At 32.2% G+C, this 20,454-nt stretch carries 24 protein-coding genes and 1 pseudogene; 24 read left to right on the forward strand and 1 reads right to left on the reverse strand.

The features are described 5' to 3' along the window. The first annotated feature begins 66 nt into the window (after positions 1-66). From BUA82_RS17810 to BUA82_RS17905, 20 genes and pseudogenes are all read left to right on the forward strand, one after another. Entirely contained in the window at positions 67-540 is a 474-nt protein-coding gene (locus BUA82_RS17810; protein WP_073011576.1) for a GNAT family N-acetyltransferase, read from the forward strand. A 371-nt stretch (positions 541-911) separates the two neighbouring features. After that, positions 912-1,388, forward strand: coding sequence for a hypothetical protein (locus BUA82_RS17815; RefSeq protein ID WP_073011579.1), 477 nt, complete (start codon positions 912-914; stop codon positions 1,386-1,388). A gap of 192 nt (positions 1,389-1,580) precedes the next feature. Continuing rightward, positions 1,581-2,087 carry an HIT family protein gene (locus BUA82_RS17820; protein WP_073011582.1) on the forward strand — a complete coding sequence of 169 codons (507 nt, stop codon included), beginning with the start codon at positions 1,581-1,583 and terminating at the stop codon, positions 2,085-2,087. Positions 2,088-2,325: 238 nt separating this feature from the next. Further along, on the forward strand, positions 2,326-2,721 hold the full coding sequence (locus BUA82_RS17825) for a GNAT family N-acetyltransferase (RefSeq protein ID WP_083600014.1): 396 nt from the start codon (positions 2,326-2,328) through the stop codon (positions 2,719-2,721). A gap of 78 nt (positions 2,722-2,799) precedes the next feature. Further along, positions 2,800-3,222 (forward strand): DUF3788 domain-containing protein, encoded by a 423-nt coding sequence (locus BUA82_RS17830; RefSeq protein ID WP_073011586.1) that lies wholly within the window; start codon positions 2,800-2,802, stop codon positions 3,220-3,222. A gap of 522 nt (positions 3,223-3,744) precedes the next feature. After that, positions 3,745-4,197, forward strand: a complete 453-nt coding sequence (locus BUA82_RS17835) for a hypothetical protein (protein WP_178140778.1) — start codon at positions 3,745-3,747, stop codon at positions 4,195-4,197. A gap of 387 nt (positions 4,198-4,584) precedes the next feature. Continuing rightward, positions 4,585-5,256: a response regulator transcription factor gene (locus BUA82_RS17840; RefSeq protein ID WP_073011594.1), complete on the forward strand. Its 672-nt coding sequence runs from the start codon at positions 4,585-4,587 to the stop codon at positions 5,254-5,256. Between the two features lies 1 nt (position 5,257). Next, positions 5,258-6,271: a sensor histidine kinase gene (locus BUA82_RS17845; protein WP_073011597.1), complete on the forward strand. Its 1,014-nt coding sequence runs from the start codon at positions 5,258-5,260 to the stop codon at positions 6,269-6,271. Between the two features lie 195 nt (positions 6,272-6,466). Further along, complete coding sequence (locus BUA82_RS17850) at positions 6,467-7,234, forward strand: ABC transporter ATP-binding protein (RefSeq protein ID WP_073011600.1); 768 nt, start codon at positions 6,467-6,469, stop codon at positions 7,232-7,234. After that, positions 7,227-9,203 carry an ABC transporter permease gene (locus tag BUA82_RS17855; RefSeq protein WP_073011604.1) on the forward strand — a complete coding sequence of 659 codons (1,977 nt, stop codon included), beginning with the start codon at positions 7,227-7,229 and terminating at the stop codon, positions 9,201-9,203. The genes BUA82_RS17850 and BUA82_RS17855 overlap by 8 nt, the downstream gene beginning before the upstream one ends. Positions 9,204-9,572: 369 nt before the next feature. Then, a pseudogene (locus BUA82_RS21040) lies at positions 9,573-9,665 on the forward strand (phosphohydrolase); the annotation flags it as partial. A gap of 8 nt (positions 9,666-9,673) precedes the next feature. Beyond that, a complete protein-coding gene (locus BUA82_RS17860) occupies positions 9,674-10,132 on the forward strand; it encodes a GNAT family N-acetyltransferase (protein WP_073011607.1) in 459 nt (152 codons plus the stop codon). Between the two features lie 139 nt (positions 10,133-10,271). Continuing rightward, complete coding sequence (locus BUA82_RS17865) at positions 10,272-11,243, forward strand: DUF3658 domain-containing protein (protein WP_073011610.1); 972 nt, start codon at positions 10,272-10,274, stop codon at positions 11,241-11,243. A 67-nt stretch (positions 11,244-11,310) separates the two neighbouring features. Further along, positions 11,311-11,730, forward strand: coding sequence for a GNAT family N-acetyltransferase (locus BUA82_RS17870; RefSeq protein ID WP_073011613.1), 420 nt, complete (start codon positions 11,311-11,313; stop codon positions 11,728-11,730). Between the two features lie 169 nt (positions 11,731-11,899). Then, on the forward strand, positions 11,900-12,139 hold the full coding sequence (locus tag BUA82_RS17875; protein WP_073011616.1) for a PF20097 family protein: 240 nt from the start codon (positions 11,900-11,902) through the stop codon (positions 12,137-12,139). Positions 12,140-12,197: 58 nt separating this feature from the next. After that, positions 12,198-12,722: a hypothetical protein gene (locus BUA82_RS17880; RefSeq protein WP_073011620.1), complete on the forward strand. Its 525-nt coding sequence runs from the start codon at positions 12,198-12,200 to the stop codon at positions 12,720-12,722. A gap of 98 nt (positions 12,723-12,820) precedes the next feature. Then, a complete protein-coding gene (locus tag BUA82_RS17885; RefSeq protein WP_073011623.1) occupies positions 12,821-13,459 on the forward strand; it encodes a Type 1 glutamine amidotransferase-like domain-containing protein in 639 nt (212 codons plus the stop codon). A gap of 265 nt (positions 13,460-13,724) precedes the next feature. Further along, positions 13,725-14,549: a GNAT family N-acetyltransferase gene (locus tag BUA82_RS17890; protein ID WP_073011626.1), complete on the forward strand. Its 825-nt coding sequence runs from the start codon at positions 13,725-13,727 to the stop codon at positions 14,547-14,549. Positions 14,550-14,963: 414 nt separating this feature from the next. After that, entirely contained in the window at positions 14,964-15,929 is a 966-nt protein-coding gene (locus BUA82_RS17895; RefSeq protein WP_073011629.1) for a helix-turn-helix transcriptional regulator, read from the forward strand. 353 nt (positions 15,930-16,282) lie between these two features. Beyond that, positions 16,283-16,525, forward strand: coding sequence for a hypothetical protein (locus BUA82_RS17905; protein WP_073011635.1), 243 nt, complete (start codon positions 16,283-16,285; stop codon positions 16,523-16,525). 278 nt (positions 16,526-16,803) lie between these two features. On the opposite strand, the gene BUA82_RS17910 is transcribed toward BUA82_RS17905, so the two are convergent. Beyond that, positions 16,804-16,992 carry a class I SAM-dependent methyltransferase gene (locus BUA82_RS17910; RefSeq protein WP_073011639.1) on the reverse strand — a complete coding sequence of 63 codons (189 nt, stop codon included), beginning with the start codon at positions 16,990-16,992 and terminating at the stop codon, positions 16,804-16,806. A gap of 314 nt (positions 16,993-17,306) precedes the next feature. Between BUA82_RS17910 and BUA82_RS17915 the strand changes: the two genes are divergently transcribed. The 4 genes from BUA82_RS17915 to BUA82_RS17930 all read left to right on the forward strand — a co-directional run bounded on the left by BUA82_RS17915 (position 17,307) and on the right by BUA82_RS17930 (position 20,414). Beyond that, positions 17,307-18,068, forward strand: coding sequence for a Nif3-like dinuclear metal center hexameric protein (locus BUA82_RS17915; protein ID WP_073011641.1), 762 nt, complete (start codon positions 17,307-17,309; stop codon positions 18,066-18,068). Positions 18,069-18,132: 64 nt separating this feature from the next. Beyond that, a complete protein-coding gene (locus BUA82_RS17920; RefSeq protein WP_073011644.1) occupies positions 18,133-18,534 on the forward strand; it encodes a GNAT family N-acetyltransferase in 402 nt (133 codons plus the stop codon). A gap of 53 nt (positions 18,535-18,587) precedes the next feature. Further along, on the forward strand, positions 18,588-18,920 hold the full coding sequence (locus BUA82_RS17925) for a DUF1801 domain-containing protein (RefSeq protein WP_073011646.1): 333 nt from the start codon (positions 18,588-18,590) through the stop codon (positions 18,918-18,920). A gap of 126 nt (positions 18,921-19,046) precedes the next feature. Further along, positions 19,047-20,414 (forward strand): hypothetical protein, encoded by a 1,368-nt coding sequence (locus tag BUA82_RS17930; RefSeq protein WP_073011649.1) that lies wholly within the window; start codon positions 19,047-19,049, stop codon positions 20,412-20,414. Positions 20,415-20,454 lie beyond the last annotated feature (40 nt).

A 20,454-nucleotide genomic window follows, 5' to 3' on the forward strand; every position in this document is an offset into this window, starting at 1 on the left:
TCTTATATTGTAATACATGAGGGGTATAAAACGTTTCACTAAATAGGAACTTGTGGAGGGAATATAGTGAATATAAGATTTGGAGAAGAAAATGACTATTTGCAATTAGCTGAACTGAAATGGCTTCATATGGAAGAAGATGATATGGATTATAACGAAATAAATTTGCTTGGTGTAGATAGACAAGTATTTATTTCAGAATATGTATCTTTTCTCAAAATGAATAGTAGTTATCAAATATTTGTCGCAGAAGAGGATGGAAGTATTATATCAGCAATGTTTATATGCATTATACCTAAATTACCAAAGCCTAATAGAAAATCAGAGAGTATTGCGTATTTAACCAGTGTCTATACAAGAAAAGAATATAGAAACAAAGAGATTGGAAGTAAGTTGCTTGCATTTATAAAAGATTACGCTATAAAACAAAAATGTGAACTTTTATTTGTTTGGCCCAGTGATAAATCAGTTCATTGGTATGAAAGAAATGGATTTTCAAACGAGAATGAGATTTATGAATGTGGTTTGCTTGGAGAATGACAAATTTCCGATTGAATCAATAAAAGAAATTTATAGAAAAGAATCTTGGAATACTTTAGAGGAATTAGAGAGAATTATTCATTGAATTAGGAGAAGAAATGAATATAGAGTTTAATGTTATTGCTGCTTTTGATAGCACTGAAGATCGTACTCTCTAATGGAACATATATCTTTATCTAAAGAGATACTCTTACATAGATTCTAACACAACAAAATTAGAGTAGTATTATTACATTAAATTACAGTATAACTGTGAAATAATGTGTAGCAAAGTTTGCTGATATGTCTTTTAAGAACCGAAGGAGCAATAATGTCAGCAGAAAGAAATAAGATGACTTAATAAGAGATATAAATTTATAGGAAGGTGTAAAATGAAGAAAGGTATTTTTTTTATTTTTTTGTTGTTAATGATGATTGTTTTGGGTGGATCTAGTCAAGTCTTTAAAAATTCATCTAATTCTCTAAGTATTACAAAAGATGATGAGAAAGAAATTCTTAAATACCTTGATACAAAGACAAATGATATTCTTGCACCTACAAGTGGAAAAGTATACAGTGCATTTTATATTTTAGGAACTGATAATGACAAGATATACACTTGGGTGATTAAAAAAGAAGAGATTATTGGGAGCTCAGTTTCCTTGCCTGTGGTTCTTAATGTTGAAACTATAGACGGTAAAATAAAAGTTATAAGTCATAAGTTTCCTAGAGATGGACATGATGGTGCTGAAGATATAAAAAAATTATTTCCTGAAAATGTGAGAGATATAATGTACGACAAAAATCATAATGAACGTATAATTCAATTGCAAGATATTATTGAAAATAGAATAAAACAACACAGATAAAGTAAGAAAGCTTGCTTGTTCTTTTCAATCAATTTAAATTCTACTTACGCTGGTAGAAGACTATATGAAAAATATGGTTTTAAAGATGTAACTGGAGAAATGTATTATAAGTTCATGTAGTTCTAATATTGTGATCATGAGAGGTATAAAACAATTCACTAAATAGTAATTTCGATAGAGAGGAGTATATGTATGTACGTAAAAAAATTGGATGAAAATGATGAATTATTATTAAAACAAAGAAGAGAAAAAATAAAAGAATTCCAAGAAAAAGGAGTATGCTTTTCATGTCAAAACTTTATTACTGGTGATATATTTCCTGATGATGGCTTAATTATTTATGAGGATGAATTGGTACGATGTCAATTTGAAAAGTTTCCAAGAGCAACTGGACAAACAATTATGGTTTCAAAAGAACATTATGAAGATATTTCTGAAATGCCACTTGATTTGGGAGTACACATATTAAAAATATCAGATGTTATTATAAAATTACATAAAGAGATTTTAGGTGCAGAAAAAGTATATATGTGTACTATATGTGATGGTAAAAGAAATCATTTGCATTTTCAGCTTTTCCCTAGGTTAAAGGGAGAAAAAATAGGTTATCAAAATTTTGTGAGAGAAGAAGGAATTTTAATGGATTATCAAGAAACAGCAGATTTATATAGAAAGGCTTTAAAAAATATCAAATTATAAGCTGTTACTTATACTGAACAAATCTCAGGTTTGATGAGGGGTGAATTAAATGAAATATATTATGGAAACAGATCGATTACGCCTTAGAAGATTTGAATTATCTGATGCAGAAGAACTGTACAAGCATAATCAATTCACGATGTTAAGAAAACAGAGTTATCTCAGCAATGCAAATCAGACCTAAAAGATTTTTATAATTTACATAAAGGCAAATAGTAATTTGATGAGGTTATATAGAATGGATTATAGATTAAATGAGAAAATATCAGCTTGGACTTTAGCAGATTTACGTCAATCGGTTGGTTGGAATAGAATGGAGCAAGAATTAGGAAATCCTAAACTACAAGATTTTCTTACAATTGCTTGTTATGATAATTCAGAATTAATTGGATATGTGTCTGTGGTGAGTAATGGGGTATTAGATGCATATATTCAAGATTTAATGGTTAGACCTGACTATCAAAATAAAGGAATCGGAACAGAACTGATGAATAAAGTAATTAGTCATATAAAAGAGAAAGGAATTTATATGATTTCTGTGATTTATGGTGAAGAAGGATTAAAAGGTTTTTATGAAAGATTTGGTTTTTATACAATGCTTTGTGGGCAAATGGAAACCTATAAAAGCAAATAAATTACAGTTTAACTAATTGGATAATCGGAGTTTGATTCTGGTAGTATATCTTTTGTATAAGAAGTGAGGGAGGGTACTATGTTTGAAAGAATATTAGATAAGCAAAAGAAACCATCTTTAGAAGAATTTATTTCCTATTGTGGGAACAGAAAGGATTTGCTTGTCAATCTTGATACTTTTTTAACTGAAGAAATGATGTTAGAAAGACTATTGCGATTTCCCTATGGTAATGAATATGGCTGGGGTATTAAATATTTTATAAAGAACAAGCATATTTGTGATGTATTCGCAGAAAAGGATGCTTTTACAGTTATGTTGAGATTAGATAATTCGCAATATGAAAAAGTCTATAATGGTTTATTATCATATACGAAAGAATTTATTGATAAAAAGTATCCTTGTGGGAAAGGCGGATATATACATTATCGTGTTTTGACTGTGGAGCATCTAAAGGATATTAAAATGTTATTACAGCTTAAAGCAAAACATAAGAAAGTATAGTGCAAAATCGTAAAATTTCAATTTAAGGTTAAGTATTATAAAATAAGAAATTTGCCAGAAGATGAATTAAAAAATCCATACTTTAAAAAAGGATATATTAGAACTGATAAGATGGCACTTAGGTACATTACAGGAATGATTGACAATGATTATGAGCAACTATACAATAAGGACATAGGTATGGAGATGATGTTGTCATATCTATCTCTAGGTATTTATATGCTTTTAGATTTATTGAAAAAGCCATTTCAATATAAAATTATAAAAATTTCACGAAGTGTGACCGATTGTAGAAAAGATTATTGCTCCAATCATTCCTGGACATATTTTGTAAAATTTCACTGGTAATAGGCTAACAGCAAGAGAATTTGGAATTAAGGCTTTGTGTTCTGCTGAAACAATCAATAAGCGAATTGCGGATGCAAGAATATTAGAGGTAGTTTTGGTGAAGACGATGATTAACTGTATGGTGACTGTTAGATTAAGTTAAGATTATAATAAAAAAATAGGAGGATGATGGAAATGAAAATGAAAAAACTGGCGATAATTAGCCTTTGCGTGGCTCTGCTCATAACAATATTTACTGGGTGTAGCTCCAAGCCGACAAGCACGGGCAATGGCGGTAATACCCCTAAAAAGCAAATACCTGACTTGGCTGGTGAATGGAAACAAGAAAATAGCAAATCTGATGACTCTTATCAAGCTGCAACAATAAGTGGTGATACAATTACAATTTACTGGGTAACTGATAAAGGCAACACAAAATCACTTTATTGGGCTGGTTCTTTTGTCGCTCCAACAACTGCTGACGAACCTTATACATGGACTTCGAAAAATGACCATAGTAAAACTGAAGGTGCTTTACTCGCTTCAAGTGATGATACTAAAACTATGACATATCAAAACGGCGTATTAAGCTATGAAGCTTCCGCTATGGGCACGACTACAACGGTTAAACTGAAAAAGCAACAATAATGACAACAAAAAGAGTGGAGGGTTTTCATGCATAACCTCCCCAAATAAGCATAATGTTACAGTTAATTCTAATTTAAGGTTAAGTAATATAAATAGTAAATTCGAAAAGAATATGGAATAATGAATAAAGTTACATTCATATGCTTAGGGGTAATAAATATAGAGAAAGCTATAAATATTAAAATGCATAGAACATTAATTTATAAAGGTTTGATGATAAAGACTTGCACTGAGATGATACTCAATGCAAGCCTTTTTTTATAGTAAATATATAATTATGAAATGCGTACTTGTACACAGCCTTAAGCAAAACTATAATTGATTATATAATAACTAGTAATGGTAGTAAGAAAGTAGACCAAACTAAAAACGTAGGGAGAACAGTAAATGTATAAGATTCTTATAGTAGAAGATGATTTAATAATTGCTAAAACAGTAAAAAATCATATAAAGTCTTGGGGATTTGAGGTAGAGTGTGTAAATGATTTTAAGGATGTGTTAGCGACTTTTGTTTCTTATAATCCTCAGCTTGTTCTTTTGGACATCGCCCTGCCATTCTTTAATGGCTATCATTGGTGCAGCGAGATTCGCAAGGTTTCTAAGGTTCCTATTATTTTTATCTCATCTGCTTCAGACAATATGAATATAGTCATGGCTATGAACATGGGCGGAGATGATTTTATAGCAAAGCCTTTTGATTTAAATGTTTTGACAGCCAAGGTTCAGGCATTGCTGCGCCGTACCTATGATTTTACAGGACAGACTAATTTACTTGAGCATAAAGGCTTGATACTTAATATTAGTGATTCAACTTTAAATTTTAGTGACAGAAAAATTGAACTTTCAAAGAACGAAAATAAGATAATGCAGATTCTTCTTGAAAATAAAGGCAAAGCTGTATCTAGGGACACTATTATGACAAGGCTTTGGGAAACTGACAGCTATATTGATGACAATACCTTAACGGTTAATATAACAAGGCTACGTAAAAAGCTTCAAGAGGCAGGACTGTCTAATTTTATTGCTACTAAAAAGGGTGTAGGATATATGGTGGAATGAGATGAAAAAAACAGAAACTCTTAAGCTACTAATGATTTATTTTAAAATGCAGCTTAAAGTGATTATTCTTTTAGGCTTGTTTTGGGTAACTTTTGCATTTGTGTTCTTTTTATATAATTTGTCTGTAGAACCAGTGGTCTATGCTATTGTGCTTAGTGCAAGCATGGGGACTGTTTTCTTTATAGTAGATTTTATAAAGCTATATAAGAAGCATAGTCTGCTTTTAGATTTAAAAAGCAGCATTACCTTAGGTTTTGATAAACTACCTGAGACTGAGGGTATAATTGAAGAAGACTACAGGGATTTGCTTATTTCTGTTTATAAGAAAAGCACTGAAACTGCCTACGCTGCAGAGATTAGCAGAAGCAATTTGGTGGACTACTATACATTATGGGCACATCAAATAAAAACTCCTATTGCGGCCATGAGATTAGTCCTTCAGTCAGAGGAAAGCGAGCAGAATGCAGAACTTTCCATGGAGCTTTTTAAGATAGAGCAATACGTAGAATTTGTATTGCAGTATTTAAGGGTTGAAAGTATGTCTTCTGATCTTTTATTAAAAAAATACAGTCTTGATGATATCGTTAAACAGGCAGTGAGAAAATATGCAAGAATGTTTATAAGAAAGAAAATAAAGTTGAATTTTAAAGAATTAAACTGTGAAGTTTTAACTGATGAAAAATGGCTTGTATTTGTTATTGAGCAGCTGCTGTCAAATGCATTAAAGTACACTAAAGAGGGAACGATTTCTATTTATATGGATAGTTGTTCAGAAAAGACTCTTATTATAGAAGACACAGGTATCGGCATAAGGGAAGAGGATCTCACTCGATTAGCTGAAAGAGGTTTTACTGGTTATAATGGGCGCTCAGACAAGAAGTCTACAGGACTTGGGCTGTATCTATGCAAGCAAATTTTAAACAGGCTTTCTCACAGCATAGCTATAGACTCAAAAGTTGATAAAGGTACAAAGGTAATGATTGATTTAAAAACTATTGAAGTGGGCGTAGAATAAGTTTTTACTGCAACCTTACAAAGACGTAAGGTTAGGGGAAGAAATGTAAGCCAAAGTTAAGGCAGTCATTTCTTCCTTTTGTTATACTGAACAGGATAAGAATTTAGGGGGTAACAGTCCTAAATGGGCTGTTACGGGCAGTTTGCCAATGGAAATGAACATTTTAAACTACCCGTGCTCCGAAGGAGGAATTTCATGCCAATATTAGAAGTAAAAAAACTTAAAAAAATATATACCAGCCGTTTTGGAGGAAATCATGTTCAGGCTTTATCCGATGTATCCTTTTCGGTAGAAAAGGGTGAATACGTAGCCATCATGGGGGAGTCAGGTTCAGGTAAAACCACGCTTTTAAATATTATTGCAGCACTTGATAAGCCTACAAGTGGTGAGGTAGTGTTAAGTGGGATAAGCAGTATGAATATAAAAGAAAAGGAAATTTCCAAGTTTCGCCGTGACAATTTAGGCTTTGTCTTTCAAGATTTTAATCTGCTTGATACTTTTTCATTGCAGGATAATATATTTTTACCTCTTGTTTTATCCGGCAAATCCTTCAGTGAAATGAACAGTCGTTTAAAGCCTATAGCAAAGAAGCTTGGTATTAGTGACCTTTTACAAAAATATCCCTATGAAGTTTCCGGCGGGCAGAAGCAGAGAGCGGCAGTTGCCAGAGCTTTAATAACTAACCCACAGCTTATTCTTGCGGATGAGCCTACTGGAGCTCTGGATTCTCATTCCAGCGATGAACTTTTACGACTATTTAATGATATAAACAAAGAAGGACAAACAATAATAATGGTTACTCACAGTACTAAAGCAGCCAGCCACGCAAGCCGTGTACTATTTATAAAGGACGGAGAAGTTTTTCATCAGCTTTATCGAGCTTCTATGTCTCATGAAGAAATGTATCAAAAGATTTCTGACACACTTACTATAATTGCTACAGGCGGTGGTAGATGTGAGTAAGATGTTCTATCAAAAGCTGGCTGTAACTAATATTAAAAAGAATGGAAGGACTTATTTTCCATATATCTTAACCTGTATCTGTACCATTGCTATGTTTTATATAATGCATTTTATATCAGTAAATGATGGACTAAACAGTATGTCTGGGGGAAGCCAACTTAAAATGATACTCATTTTAGGAACGTATGTTATTGGTTTCTTCTCCGTCATTTTTCTGTTTTATACCAACAGCTTTCTTATTAAAAGGCGTAAAAAGGAGCTAGGTTTATATAATATACTAGGCATGGAGAAAAAACATATTGCCAAAGTACTCACCTGGGAAACCTTTTTTGTATGCATTATAAGTATGACTTTGGGACTTTTTCTAGGAATTGCAGTAAGCAAGCTTATGTTTTTGGTACTTCTTAAGATTTTAAACTTTAAGGTACCAATGGGCTTTTATATATCCACTAATTCACTAATTAAAACAGTTATTCTCTTTGGTTTGATTTTTATATTAACTCTTATGAACAACCTAAGGCAGATTCATCTTGCAAAGCCTGTAGAGCTTCTTAAGGGCGGTGAGGTTGGCGAAAAGGAACCAAAGACAAAGTGGATTCTTACTTTAATTGGAGTTCTCAGCCTTGGAGCAGGTTACTATATTGCCTTAACTACAGAGTCACCTTTAGCTGCTCTTAATATGTTCTTTCTGGCAGTCATTCTTGTAATGATAGGAACCTGGGCGTTATTTACTGCAGGAAGTATTGCTCTTTTAAAGATGCTTAGAAAAAATAAGGGGTTTTATTATAAGACTAATAATTTTATAAATGTGTCTGGTATGATTTATAGAATGAAACAGAATGCGGTAGGACTTGCTAACATTTGCATTCTTTCAACTACTGTTCTTGTTATGGTATCTACAACAGTGTCCATGTATATTGGTATGGAAGATGTGCTTAGAACGAGATATCCAAGAAATATTTCAATAAGCGCAAAAAATGTATCTAAAGAAAAGGCAGAAAGCATTAATAATCTTATAAAAGAGCAGGCAGATAAAGATAATATTGCTGTGAAAAATATAGTCAAATACCGATCCTTGTCTCTAGCTATGATACAAGATAAGAATTCTTTCACAGATAACCGTAATGGTATGAAGAACATAAACAATTTAGGCTTTTTAGAATTTATACCATTAAGTGAATACAATGCTGTGGAAAATAAGTCTATTTCTTTAAAGGAAAATGAAGTGCTACTCTTTACTTATAGAGGGAAAATAGCTGAGGATAGCATTAATGTTCTAGGAAACGAGTTTAAAATAAAGGAACGCATAAATAATATGACAGTGGATGGAATAGCCTCTGCAGTAGTTAGTAATGGCTACTTTATTATCGTTCCTGATGAAAAGACAATTGAAAAAATATACACTTCCAGCACTGAAGCTGAAGGAAATATGGGCGAGTTGTCTTATTACTTTGCCTTTGATACTGATGGTAATGCAGAAAAGGAAATTGCCCTAACTAGTGAAATTAATAGCAGAATAAAGCAATTATCTATCGATGGATATTGTGAAGGTTTGGAAGAATCCAGAGAATCTTTCTTTTCCGTGTACGGAGGACTTTTCTTTTTAGGTATCTTCCTTGGAGCACTGTTTATTATGGCTACTGTGCTTATTATCTACTACAAGCAGATTTCAGAAGGGTATGATGACAGGGAACGCTTTGAGATTATGAAGAAGGTTGGCATGAGCAAAGAAGAAATTAAAAAATCAATTGGTAGCCAAGTACTTATGGTGTTTTTTCTTCCCCTTGTAACTGCCATTATTCATATTGCCTTTGCATTTAAGGTTATAACTAAACTTCTAGCGGTATTAAATCTAACTAACATCACCTTGTTTGTACTCTGCACAGCAGGAACAATTTTTGTCTTTGCTATTTTCTATGCCATTGTGTATATTCTTACTTCGAAGGTTTATTATAAAATTGTTAGTTAATTAATGTTATCTTAGAGTTATTGAATAAAGTTTAAATCTCAGAGCAATAACACGGTAAAAGCAGAAGAAATGTTTGTCCAATGAATAAATTACTACTAAATAACTAAAGCCTAGTTGTAGTAGAATAACCCTCATAAAATACTCTAGATGGTTAGGAGTTAAAGAAATAGGTTTGTGGAGTATGTATATGGAAATGGAAAAATAAAAGAGTATTAAGGGCTGTACTAAATGAGTGTTTAGTATGGTCCTTATTTATTGCAGTGTAATTGAAAATATATGTAATATGACCAAAATAAGTATATAATAAAGGTAATCGCTTTTGAGTAATGTTTTCAAGTGATATATTCGTTGTGCAGGTGATTTTAATAAATTTTAGGACTTTTGCATGATATAGGAAGAAGATATGGAATATATGGTATGCGGCATGGTATTGACGGATATAATTATGCAATGAGTAAAGGAGAATAAGAGTGATATTTAAAATTGAGGATAAGTGTCAGAAAGAAGAAATAGCAAGGGAAATATTATCTAAGCTTACGGATTGGTTTGGCTTGCCGGAAAGTACAGCGGAATATGTTAAGTGTAGTAGAGATATGCCTTTTTGGGCAGATATAGAGAATGAACAGGTAAGAGGATTCATTACACTAAGAGAAACAAGTCATTATGCTGCTGAAATTTATGTTATGGGAGTATTAAAAGAGTTTCATAGAAATAAGATTGGTAATAAGTTATTTAAAACTTGTTATAACTACGCTAAAGAACAGGGGTATTTATATATACAAGTTAAAACAGTAAAAGAAGGATGTTACAATGAATATGATAGAACAATTGCATTCTACAAAAGTCTTGGGTTTAAAGAGTTTGAATGCCTTCCTACACTTTGGGATAAATGGAATCCGTGTCAGATTTATGTTATGTCCATTAAGTAAACTCAAAGCTGTAAAACTAATTGGAAAATAGTAATTTGTAGATTAGATTGAAAACTCGAAATTTATTGAGTTGTTCTGAACACAAGGTTGTTATACTATCTTGAAGATATGTATATGCTAGAGTTGGAGGGTAATGGTTATGATAGATATCGTATTCAGCGATAGTGCTTGTGGAAGCCTTAAAATGGCACAGCATTATGGCAAAGAAAAATATCAAGGTGGGTGCATGGGCATTATTGTCAGTCACGATGATGGAAGTAAGCCGACCAAAGAGGAAGTTGAAACTGCTCGTAGGGAAGCAGAGGAAAAGGCACGATTGGCATGGGAGAGCGCCACCCCCATGGGTGGAAAAACATCAGACATCTACGGATTCAATTTGATGCTGAGCATTGGAGATATTTCGGAGAATCGCCCTGGTATCAAGCGGAAACTGATATTAGAACACTTATACAGTGTTTATCCGAAAGACGAGTGGCATCAGGCGACGGAAGAAATACTCAATAGAGCGAATGAAGATCTGAAAACAATTCGCGAACGCGCAGCATCGGGAGAATCCCTTCGCATCTGGTATAGCAATCAGCCCGACGAAATGTGTGGTCTTTACTGTTTTATGAGTCAGTTGAATCAGTGGAAAGTGCGTGATGGACAGGTCTCGATTGTCAAGCTCCCGGAATGGGAAGCCGACGAAAGAGGAAATATTGTGCGGAAAAATAGCTGGAGTGAAGTAGCTCCAGAAGAATGGCAACGCTATCTTTCGATGCAAAAGATTGCACTTCCAGTATTTATACAAAGCTGTGTATCTCGTTGGCGGGAGCTTCAAGCAGAGAGTGCACCTTTGCGAGCCGTGCTGAATGGACAGTTGGTAAGTACATCAGAAATACTCTATGATGACTTTATACTTCGCGAAATTGAAGCAGAAGACGAAGAGTTTCATGAAGCAATGATTATCGGACGAGTGCTTGGTAAATACCAACTTGGTATTGGTGATTCCTGGGTTGCATTACGTATAGAAGAAATGATCCATGTCGGAAAACTTGAGGCTGTGACTACGGGTGGCAAATATATGCCAATCTATCATCGAGTATTGAAAAAGTGTATTCACAGATTATAAGCAGCAACAAATTCAAATTTTAGATTGAGAAATATAAATAGTAAATTTGCATTGTGGGGGATAGCAAATGTTTAATATTAGAATTGTAAAAAGTAGTGATAAGGAATTTTGGTATTCATTGGATAAACATTTACTAGATAAAGAATTTGAGAAAAAAGTTCGAGACAAAATGGGGTATATTATTTTGGAAGATGAAAAGCCAATAGGAATATTGCGGTACAATCTATTTTGGGATAATACACCATTTTTAACACTGATTCATATTGAATGGTCTTTTCAGAAGAAAGGTTTTGGATGTAAAGCAATGGACTTTTGGGAACAAGAAATGAAAAAATTAGGTTATGGAATGATTATGGTTTCCACACAAGTGAATGAGGGGGCACAGCATTTTTATAGGAAATTGGGATACAAGGATTGTGGTTGTCTTGTGGTAGACATTCCAAAGTATGAACAGCCTATGGAAATGTTTATGGTAAAAGAGTTGTAATGTAAATTCTACTTTGTATAATTCAGAAAATGAGCAGAACGTAAAGTTAGGTTGTTTCCCAACTTTCTAATAAAACGTCGCATTTATAAGTTCATGCGATGGTTTCTAAAAAATATAATGTAACTTAATAAATGATAATTTCAGGAATAAAATTTATGGAGGCATGAGTATGATTTGCCCATTTTGTGGAAGAGAAATGAAAAAAGGAAGTTTGGATACACCATCACGTTTTGGGAAGATTGAATGGTATCCAGAAGCAGAGAAAAATTATTTAGATAAAGCGTGTAATAGTGTTACTATTCGAAGTGCTATAAAACTTGAGTTTCCAATGGCATACCTTTGTTTTCATTGTCATAAGCTGATAATGGATGTTCAAGAAAGAGCAAATTTTAAATTTACTGAAGAGTAAAATGACAATTTATCGAGTACTTTGAGTTAAATATTATTTATCTAAAAGGAGTCTTAAAATGAAAAAGGTAAGAATATTTGTAGTTATTTTCTTATTAATTAGTATAGGAATATTAGCATTTTATTTCATTCCAATGAGAATAACTCCAAGGGTTCCTTTAACAAGCGAAGATATTAGTATAAAAGTTGAAAGGGCTGGAGGAAATACAGGACCAGTTTTTATAGTAGATAAAGACAAAACTAAACTTAAAAATATATTACAGGAAAAGTATCCTGATAAAGATATAGAACCATATTATATTGAATTAACAGGAAATCTACCAAATGGAGTAGTAATTGATCCATCATTCTTGGGAAGCTATGTAGTTCACGGTACGATTATTTCACCAGATGGCGGCGAAGAAAAAAGTACAATAATTGATGTTAAATATACAGATGCAAAGATTTCAAGATTTTTTAGGGATGATTTACCAAAGAGTGAGCATGAAATATTAAATGTATTAATTGCATTAGTATCTTCATTAGTCTCTATATTTATATTGATTATTATATTTTTAGCAAGGGGAAGAAAAACTATTAAATAATTTATGACTTAGTGAAAGTGTCGCATAATAAATCCTAATAAGTAGAGCAGATTGAAAAATAGTAATTTTGAAAGGGTGATATATAAGGGTGATATATAATGGTTAAAATACTGACAAGTGGATTCCCTAATGGGTTCCCCAATGATTTTAGTAAGGTACTAAGGAAATATATAAAAACAGGTATGAAGTTTGCTTTTGTGGCTTCTGAGTTTGAAAATATACATGAGAAAACTGATTGGTATTGCAATCACTTTTTAAAAATGTTTTCAGATTGTGGCATAACTTTCGGCAGCGTGGATGTTATAGATAGTAGAATGTCAAAAGAAAAAGCACAAGATACCGTTAGAAATGCAGACGTTTTATGGCTTGCAGGTGGTGATACACCTACTCAGTTTGCCTATTTGGAATCTTATGGGGTTATACCTTGTATTAGGGAACATAAAGGTGTGGTTATTGGAATAAGTGCAGGTTCAATAAATATGGCGAAAACAGCTGTATGTACATTAACCTGCGAACATGATAAGTTGGAAATATATGAAGCCCTCGGATTAGTTGAATTTTCGGTTGAACCACATTTTGATAAAGATAATATAACTGACGAGTTGCTTGTGCTTTCTGAAGAATATCCGTTATATGGGATATGTGATGACAGTGCTATAATATCCACGGAAGGCAACACTTCCTACATAGGCGATATATTCTTTATAGATAATAGACATATAACTAGAGTTTTCTAAATTTCAATTTTAAGCTGGGACTTTTGGAAGTTTTGATAGCGAAGAAAAATTTGAAGCTGTAATTAATGAAACTAGAAATATAGATGATACTTTTAAAACTACTGTTAATGGGATTAGTGTAGAAATCATTGATGAAGATGAAAATTCAATTATAGAGATCAACATTTCATTAAAATAAGTTAATTGTTACATGATTTTTATTAGGATGCACTTTTCTTATTTGCGTTACAGTTGTTATGTATAGAAAGTCTAAGGGGGAAAATTGATGAAGTATATTTCACTGATAAGTGATGAATTTAAGGCGAAAATATTGGATTTTCTATATGAGGATGAATTGTTCAATGTATTTCTAATTCATTTTATAGAAAATCAAATTGAAGATATTGGTGAACTATATATTGAAGAGTCAAATGGCAGGATTAATAACATCTTACATATGAAATTTGATGGTAATTCTTATTTCACAAGTTTTTTTACTAAAAATGAAAAAGGTTATGCTGAAATTGCAAAGCAACTTCAAATATTAGGCTATAATAGAGTTTTATTAGCAGGTAAAAGAAAAGAAGTATCGAAAATATTGTCCTATCTTGGTAAAGAGGTGACATCTATTCCTGACATATATTATAAGTTTGATGTAAATAGAAACTGTAGACAAACTATACATCCAGATATAACATATAGAATAGCTACTTATAGACAAGAGGATATGAATAAAATTAGTGAATATATGATTGATTTTTTTGAGCCTACAAATGAGCAAGAGATTGCAGATATAACAGATGAAAAGAAGTTAGTTGAAGATATAAAAGTAGGAGTCTATTTTATCGAATACAAAGGGCAAGTAATAGGTATGGCTAGATATAGTGGAAAAACCAAAAATTACATTGATATCACAACTGTCTACATTGACCCACATTATAGAGGAAAGGGCTTTGGAAAAAAATTAATGTCATATATGATAGATAGAATTATTTCAGATAATAAGATACCAGTAATACAAACTTCATTATTAAACATTATTGCAAGAAAAACTTATGAATCCTTGGGATTTATCAAACAGGATGATTATTCATTTGAATTTATATCCTAACCTAACTAATCAATAGAGGTTATTAATATCGAATATCTTTAAAATAGGAATTTGTTATTTAGGTAAGAACTAATAGGTAAAAAGTAAGAGTTAATGAAGAAATTCAGCAGGGGTGAATTTTCACCACAACTATTACATCTTAGCTCTTAGCTCTTTTATCTACAAATTTATAATTTTATGCTTAAAAACATCACTATCCGTTTTGAGGAGGGGTTTATCATGGGGCTCATCGACCCCAACGCTGCAGACAAAAATTTCTTTGATAGAGGTGTTAAAAACCTCATATTGTAGGGTCAGACGCAAAGAAGCAGAACTTAAAAGAGAAAAATGAAATAACAGCAAGTAAAATCAAGCAGTAATCTCTCTATTTCTTTATAATAAATGTAGGACGGTTGAAACGAGGTGGACAGGGGAATGTATCAGTGGCAGAAGCAAATTCAAATAATCGTTGATGAAATTGACAAATGTATTAAAAATTATAATGATGAAGACTTGACACTACGCTTTCTTTCCCGCAGACTGGGTTATTCCGAATTTTATACAACGAGAAAATTCAAAGAAATATCGGGTATGCAATTTAGGGATTATCTGCGGCATAGAAAATTAGCCTTTGCACTAAAAGAGGTTCGGGATAGTGAAAAATGTATTTTGGATATTGCCTTTGATTATGGTTTTTCATCTCATGAAGCTTTTACCAGAGCTTTCAAGGGTACATACGGAGTAACTCCCAGTGAATACCGTAAAAAGCCTAAGCCTGTCATTCTTCGTACAAAAATAAACCCTTTCGATCGCTACTTTTTAGGATTTGGAGAGATTGGTATGATAAAATCTACAGATGATATTAAAATTTATTTTGTAACCATTCCAGCACACAAATTTTTGCACATTAAAAACTATGAGAGTAATGGGTATTGGGATTTTTGGCAAAAGCAAAGCCTTATTCCGGGACAGGACTGCGAAACAATTTGCGGCTTACTCGATAGTATCAAGGGCAAATTGGATGACGATGGCGGGAGCGAATCTAACAGCGGCAGCGGTCAGATTATGGCGTACATTAATGACCCAGACGGCAGACTCTGCGATTGGGGTGTTCCACGTACAGAGTGTTATGGTGTACGTCTTCCTTTTGATTATAAAGGCGAAGCACCACCACAAATGCTTATGATTGATGTTCCAGAAGCCGAGTATATTGTTTTTGAACATGGGCCATTTGATTATGAGCAGGAAAATCGTAGTGTGGAGGAAAAGATTGAAAAGGTAATGGCAACCTTTGATTTTGCAGGCACCGGTTACTGCTTTGATACTTCCCCTGGTAGAATAATTTACTTTTATCATGATCCGGAGCGGTTTTTTAAGTATATCAGACCAGTGAGGAAGTAAATTTTATATGTATTTTGAAAAGAGGATGTCCAAAGCTACAGTATTATCGTTAAGAGTTGAATATAGAAATAGAATAATAGAAAAAAGTATTAAGGGCTATGCTAAATGGATGTTTAGTATGGTCCTTATTTATAGTATTTATAGTATAATAATTGAAAATATATGTAATATGACCAAAATAAGTATATAATAAAGGAAAGCACTTTTGAATAATATTGTGTCATAACTGTAGGAAATTGCGAACTAATTAATAGAAATGTTCTTTGAAAATTGAATAGTACGGGGGCTTGGGAAAATATGTTATAATTTATTTAAATTTATATAGATGAATTAAGGTTTAAAGGGGGAGCTTTATGAGTAAAAGAGGTGTAGGAGCACTTTTTTGTTTTATTGCTAGTATTTTATTTTCTGCAAGATATATTGCAGCAGCTATTTTTATGTCAGGTGTCTCATCATGGAATTCAGATTTATTTAAGGTAGGACTTGAATCTGTAGGAACTCCATTATTGCATCTAAGTATATTAAGTTTGATTGTAGGAGTAGGATACTTAGTTTGGGAGGAAATTTTAGATAAAAAGGAAAATAACAAATTATAGTTTACCAATGAAGCAATATTGAGTAAAAATAAGAAAATAGAACAACTAGGGAAAGAGAACAAGTTTTTGAAGGAACAACTAATGGTTTTAAGAGGTAAACTATATGATACTATATAGTTTACCTATGTAGCTAAAAATGGATAAGAGTATCCAGTATAGAACTCAAAAAGTTCGCTTTAAAAAATTGCGTATTAAGCCAATGGTAGATTATGCTTGTTAGATTCATTATTATGATTTAAAATTTTTATTCTATCCTTTCGCTATATACTTTCGTCACCCTATCGAAGTGTAACAGACCATCCGCGCTCCGCCAGTTTCACCGTGAACTTTCCAGTCCCCGCACCGATATCTGCGAATACTGCGCCTGATGGAGCAAACCCGACGATTGTTTCTATGGCCGCTTTGGGGTAGCCCGGGCGTCCTTTGGCATAGGCTTCCGCCTTGCCGGTAAAATTTTCTGTGTTCATTTTATTTCCTCCTAATATAAGTTTTCTACCTCATAATTTCTTACAAATTTGAATTAACTTTACTATACAATATTATCATTTTATTCCACATATTGGTATAAAGATTTTCTATCAAAGCTTCTCATTGTTTATATATCAACAACGTTGGAGTTACCAATTTAGGCTATATTTATGCATCGAAGTATAGATAACAAAGATATTATGAATTAGAGTTAGATTTGATAGTTTAATAATTTATTTATCTTAGATAATTAATGCACAATACTTAAGGATTACAATTAAGTAAATTGTTTGATAAACAAGGAGGTAAATATATGGATGTTTCACATATTGTTGAAAGAATTAATGATCTTTTTAATGTAACAAGTAAGAAAATTTATTCTAGTGAATCTGGGATTACATACCATGCAGATAAAAAAGTTAAAAAATTAGGATACTGTGTTAACCTAACGCTTGAAACTATAGAGGAAGCAAGAGTTCATGGAGTTGATATGATGGTGACACACCACCCTGCATGGGATGAAATATATGGATTAAAGGAGTCATGCATAGAAAAACTAGCAGAGTATGGTATAAGTCACTACTATAATCACTTGCCACTTGATGACTGTAACTTTGGAACAAATGATAGTTTATTAAAAAAATTGAATTTAAAAAGTGTTAAAAGAACCCACGAATGGGAAGGGTTATATTTTGGCAGAATTGCAGAATATGATGAAGAAATTGAATTTAATGAATTAGTAAAAAATATTGAAAATCTACTTGAAGAACCAGTTAAATCTTGGAGGTTTAATGATAAAAAGGTGAAGCGAGTAGGCTTAGTCTGTGGTAATGGAGGGCCAACAGCTTGCCTTAAGGAAGCAGTTGAAAATAAGTGTGATGTATACATCACAGGTGGATGTAATTTGTATACGATTCAATATGCTCAGTTTAAAGGGATAAATCTTATCATTGGGAGTCATACTTTCACAGAAATCTTTGGAATTCAAAGTTTAGCATTGAAATTGAATGAGAATAAAAAAGAACTTGAAGTAGTGAGACTTAATGAAGGACATTATGAAGCAAATATAAAATAAGACATAATATTCTTATATTGTGAAATTGGTATAGTTAAAACTTGACATGGAGAGGAGCATAAATATGAGTAATATTACAGTAACCGAAAGAAAACCTACCGTTGAAGAATATATACAATTAAGAAATTCTGTGGGGTGGAAAATATTACAAAATGATAATATAAAAAAAGGGTTGGATAATTCTATTTACTGTGTTTGTGTAGAAGATCAAGATAATATAATAGGATTTGGAAGAATTGTTGGAGATTATGGAACTGTTTTTTATATACAAGATATAATAGTTAAACAACCATATCAAAAGCAAAAAATTGGCACATTAATTATGAAAAAATTAATGGAGTATATTGATAATAATTGTATAGATGATGCTATCATTGGTCTGATTGCAATAAGTGAACTTGATAAGTTCTATAAAAAATTTGGCTTTACATATAATCAAGATAACCGTTTTTATAGATATAAATAGTTCACATTATAATAATATGCAGGTAAATGGGAAGTTTTAGAGGTGATTAGTGAATGAATGAAGCTATTATGGATTATGTTAAAGGATATTGTAAAGACATACAATCACTTTTTATTGAGATAAGGGAGCTTATCATCAAAAGTGTTCCGTGTGAGATAGAAGAAAAATTATGGGCAAAATTACCGAGTTATTATGTAGGAGAAAAATTTGTAAGAATCATTCCATTTAAGGATCATATTAATATTGAGGCTTACACAATTAGTAAGTACAAATCACAATTAGAGCAATATAAGATTACACCCAAAGGAATGCTACAGATTTATCTAAATCAGGATATACCACATACTGTTTTAAAAGAGGTTTTCATAGAAACATTAATGAGATAAATTCCAGATTTCAATTTAATGTTAGTTATTATAAATAGCAATTTGTGGGTTAGAGCTCTTATGTAGCCTCTGAAAAAAATGGATAAATGAGGGTTTAGATAAACTTAAAAAGGTGAGGGGGATATAATGAGTAATACTGATTTTCAATCATATAAGCCTAGCAATCCTTGGCGTAAACCCATGAGCAATATTACATGGGGATTTGTATTTACTGTAATGACTTTTAACTTTTTAAGTTTACAGTATGTTTTACCAACAATTGGAGTAGGGCTCTTATATATTGGTTTTCGTGATTTGCATGAGGAAAATAAAGAACTTAATATTGCATGGATTTTTTCTATAATAAATATGGTAGTTCACGTATTGGGTTTAATATATGTAAATACGCCATTAAACGTTAATTTTAAGAATAATGTTATTATGATACTTATTTTAACTGCTTTTCAAGTAAGCTTTCTTCTTATATTTCGAAAAGGATTAAAGAAGGTTTTTGAAAAGGCTGATGCAATACCCAGTAAAGATCCTATTTTAGGGGTGATTATTTGGAGGATTGTTATTCTAATTTTGGTTATAGAAGAGTTGGGAAGTATTTGGTTTATATATGTTCCAGTAATTTTATTTTATTTTTATAATTTCCGTTCACTTTATAAATTAGGTGATGATTTAAGTGATATTAAATTTAAAAATTCAGATGAGACTGTAAGGCTTAAGAGTAAGAAGCATGTTTTGGAATATATGATAGGGTGTGCCTTTATAGTTATCCTTTGCATTTTAGGATCTAATCATATTAGATTGGACTCCACAGAATTTATTTCTCCAAAGGCTTCAGGAACTCGAGATACGCTCATGAATATGGGGTTTCCAGAAGCTATTCTTAAAGATATATCAGATGATGAAGTTGATATGTTAAAGGATGCTATATATGTCGACGTTTCTAGTGAACTTTTGAAGTTTAAAGAGTATGGTGCCTATAATACTATTGAAAAACCAGGAAAAAGTAATTTGAAAACAACAATTATTTATGTTGAACTAAAGGATAGTCGAATGTATGCAATTGAATATTTTCAGTGGCTAAGTGGAAGCGCATATTGGCATGATGGATTTACAATCAGCTCTTTAGAGAATTTAGAACTTATAAATGGAAGGTTATTGTATGAGAAGAATGGTACGAGCTATTCCGCAGCTATACCAAGGTTAAAGAATGAGATGGTTTCACAAAGTGATTGGTCTGGGGATGAATACCAGTCCTCAAAAGTTTCTGGTGCTGTAAATTATCCTTTTGGTTCTGATAGGCAGAGAGGATATGTTTTCTACAAATTGAATATTAGGAAAAATGTGTGGCTTGGATCCAATCTACTTAACTATATACATTATAGTAATCCATTTAGAAGTCCTTATGAGGAGACAGAGAGGAAAAATTTAATGTTTAGTGATAAGCTAAGACAACATTATACAAATTTTAGAACCAAGGCTTATCGTGAAGCTAATAAGTAAGAACTTTAACATAATATAAATGGTAAATGGAAAGAAAAGT

It is taken from the genome of Clostridium amylolyticum, assembly GCF_900142075.1.
Classification (GTDB): Bacteria; Bacillota; Clostridia; order Clostridiales; family Clostridiaceae; genus Clostridium_AA; species Clostridium_AA amylolyticum.

Excerpts from the sequence above, each read along its gene's own strand:
- BUA82_RS17890 (WP_073011626.1), top strand. The coding sequence starts at position 13,725 with ATGAAGTATATTTCACTGATAAGTGATGAATTTAAGGCGAAAATATTG.
- BUA82_RS17830 (WP_073011586.1), top strand. The coding sequence starts at position 2,800 with ATGTTTGAAAGAATATTAGATAAGCAAAAGAAACCATCTTTAGAAGAA.
- BUA82_RS17870 (WP_073011613.1), top strand. The coding sequence starts at position 11,311 with ATGTTTAATATTAGAATTGTAAAAAGTAGTGATAAGGAATTTTGGTAT.
- BUA82_RS17815 (WP_073011579.1), top strand. The coding sequence starts at position 912 with ATGAAGAAAGGTATTTTTTTTATTTTTTTGTTGTTAATGATGATTGTT.
- BUA82_RS17845 (WP_073011597.1), top strand. The coding sequence starts at position 5,258 with ATGAAAAAAACAGAAACTCTTAAGCTACTAATGATTTATTTTAAAATG.
- BUA82_RS17905 (WP_073011635.1), top strand. The coding sequence starts at position 16,283 with ATGAGTAAAAGAGGTGTAGGAGCACTTTTTTGTTTTATTGCTAGTATT.
- BUA82_RS17825 (WP_083600014.1), top strand. The coding sequence starts at position 2,326 with ATGGATTATAGATTAAATGAGAAAATATCAGCTTGGACTTTAGCAGAT.
- BUA82_RS17880 (WP_073011620.1), top strand. The coding sequence starts at position 12,198 with ATGAAAAAGGTAAGAATATTTGTAGTTATTTTCTTATTAATTAGTATA.
- BUA82_RS17930 (WP_073011649.1), top strand. The coding sequence starts at position 19,047 with ATGAGTAATACTGATTTTCAATCATATAAGCCTAGCAATCCTTGGCGT.
- BUA82_RS17835 (WP_178140778.1), top strand. The coding sequence starts at position 3,745 with ATGAAAATGAAAAAACTGGCGATAATTAGCCTTTGCGTGGCTCTGCTC.
- BUA82_RS17915 (WP_073011641.1), top strand. The coding sequence starts at position 17,307 with ATGGATGTTTCACATATTGTTGAAAGAATTAATGATCTTTTTAATGTA.
- BUA82_RS17925 (WP_073011646.1), top strand. The coding sequence starts at position 18,588 with ATGAATGAAGCTATTATGGATTATGTTAAAGGATATTGTAAAGACATA.
- BUA82_RS17850 (WP_073011600.1), top strand. The coding sequence starts at position 6,467 with ATGCCAATATTAGAAGTAAAAAAACTTAAAAAAATATATACCAGCCGT.
- BUA82_RS17910 (WP_073011639.1), bottom strand. The coding sequence starts at position 16,992 with ATGAACACAGAAAATTTTACCGGCAAGGCGGAAGCCTATGCCAAAGGA.
- BUA82_RS17865 (WP_073011610.1), top strand. The coding sequence starts at position 10,272 with ATGATAGATATCGTATTCAGCGATAGTGCTTGTGGAAGCCTTAAAATG.
- BUA82_RS17840 (WP_073011594.1), top strand. The coding sequence starts at position 4,585 with ATGTATAAGATTCTTATAGTAGAAGATGATTTAATAATTGCTAAAACA.
- BUA82_RS17885 (WP_073011623.1), top strand. The coding sequence starts at position 12,821 with ATGGTTAAAATACTGACAAGTGGATTCCCTAATGGGTTCCCCAATGAT.
- BUA82_RS17920 (WP_073011644.1), top strand. The coding sequence starts at position 18,133 with ATGAGTAATATTACAGTAACCGAAAGAAAACCTACCGTTGAAGAATAT.
- BUA82_RS17875 (WP_073011616.1), top strand. The coding sequence starts at position 11,900 with ATGATTTGCCCATTTTGTGGAAGAGAAATGAAAAAAGGAAGTTTGGAT.
- BUA82_RS17895 (WP_073011629.1), top strand. The coding sequence starts at position 14,964 with ATGTATCAGTGGCAGAAGCAAATTCAAATAATCGTTGATGAAATTGAC.
- BUA82_RS17820 (WP_073011582.1), top strand. The coding sequence starts at position 1,581 with ATGTACGTAAAAAAATTGGATGAAAATGATGAATTATTATTAAAACAA.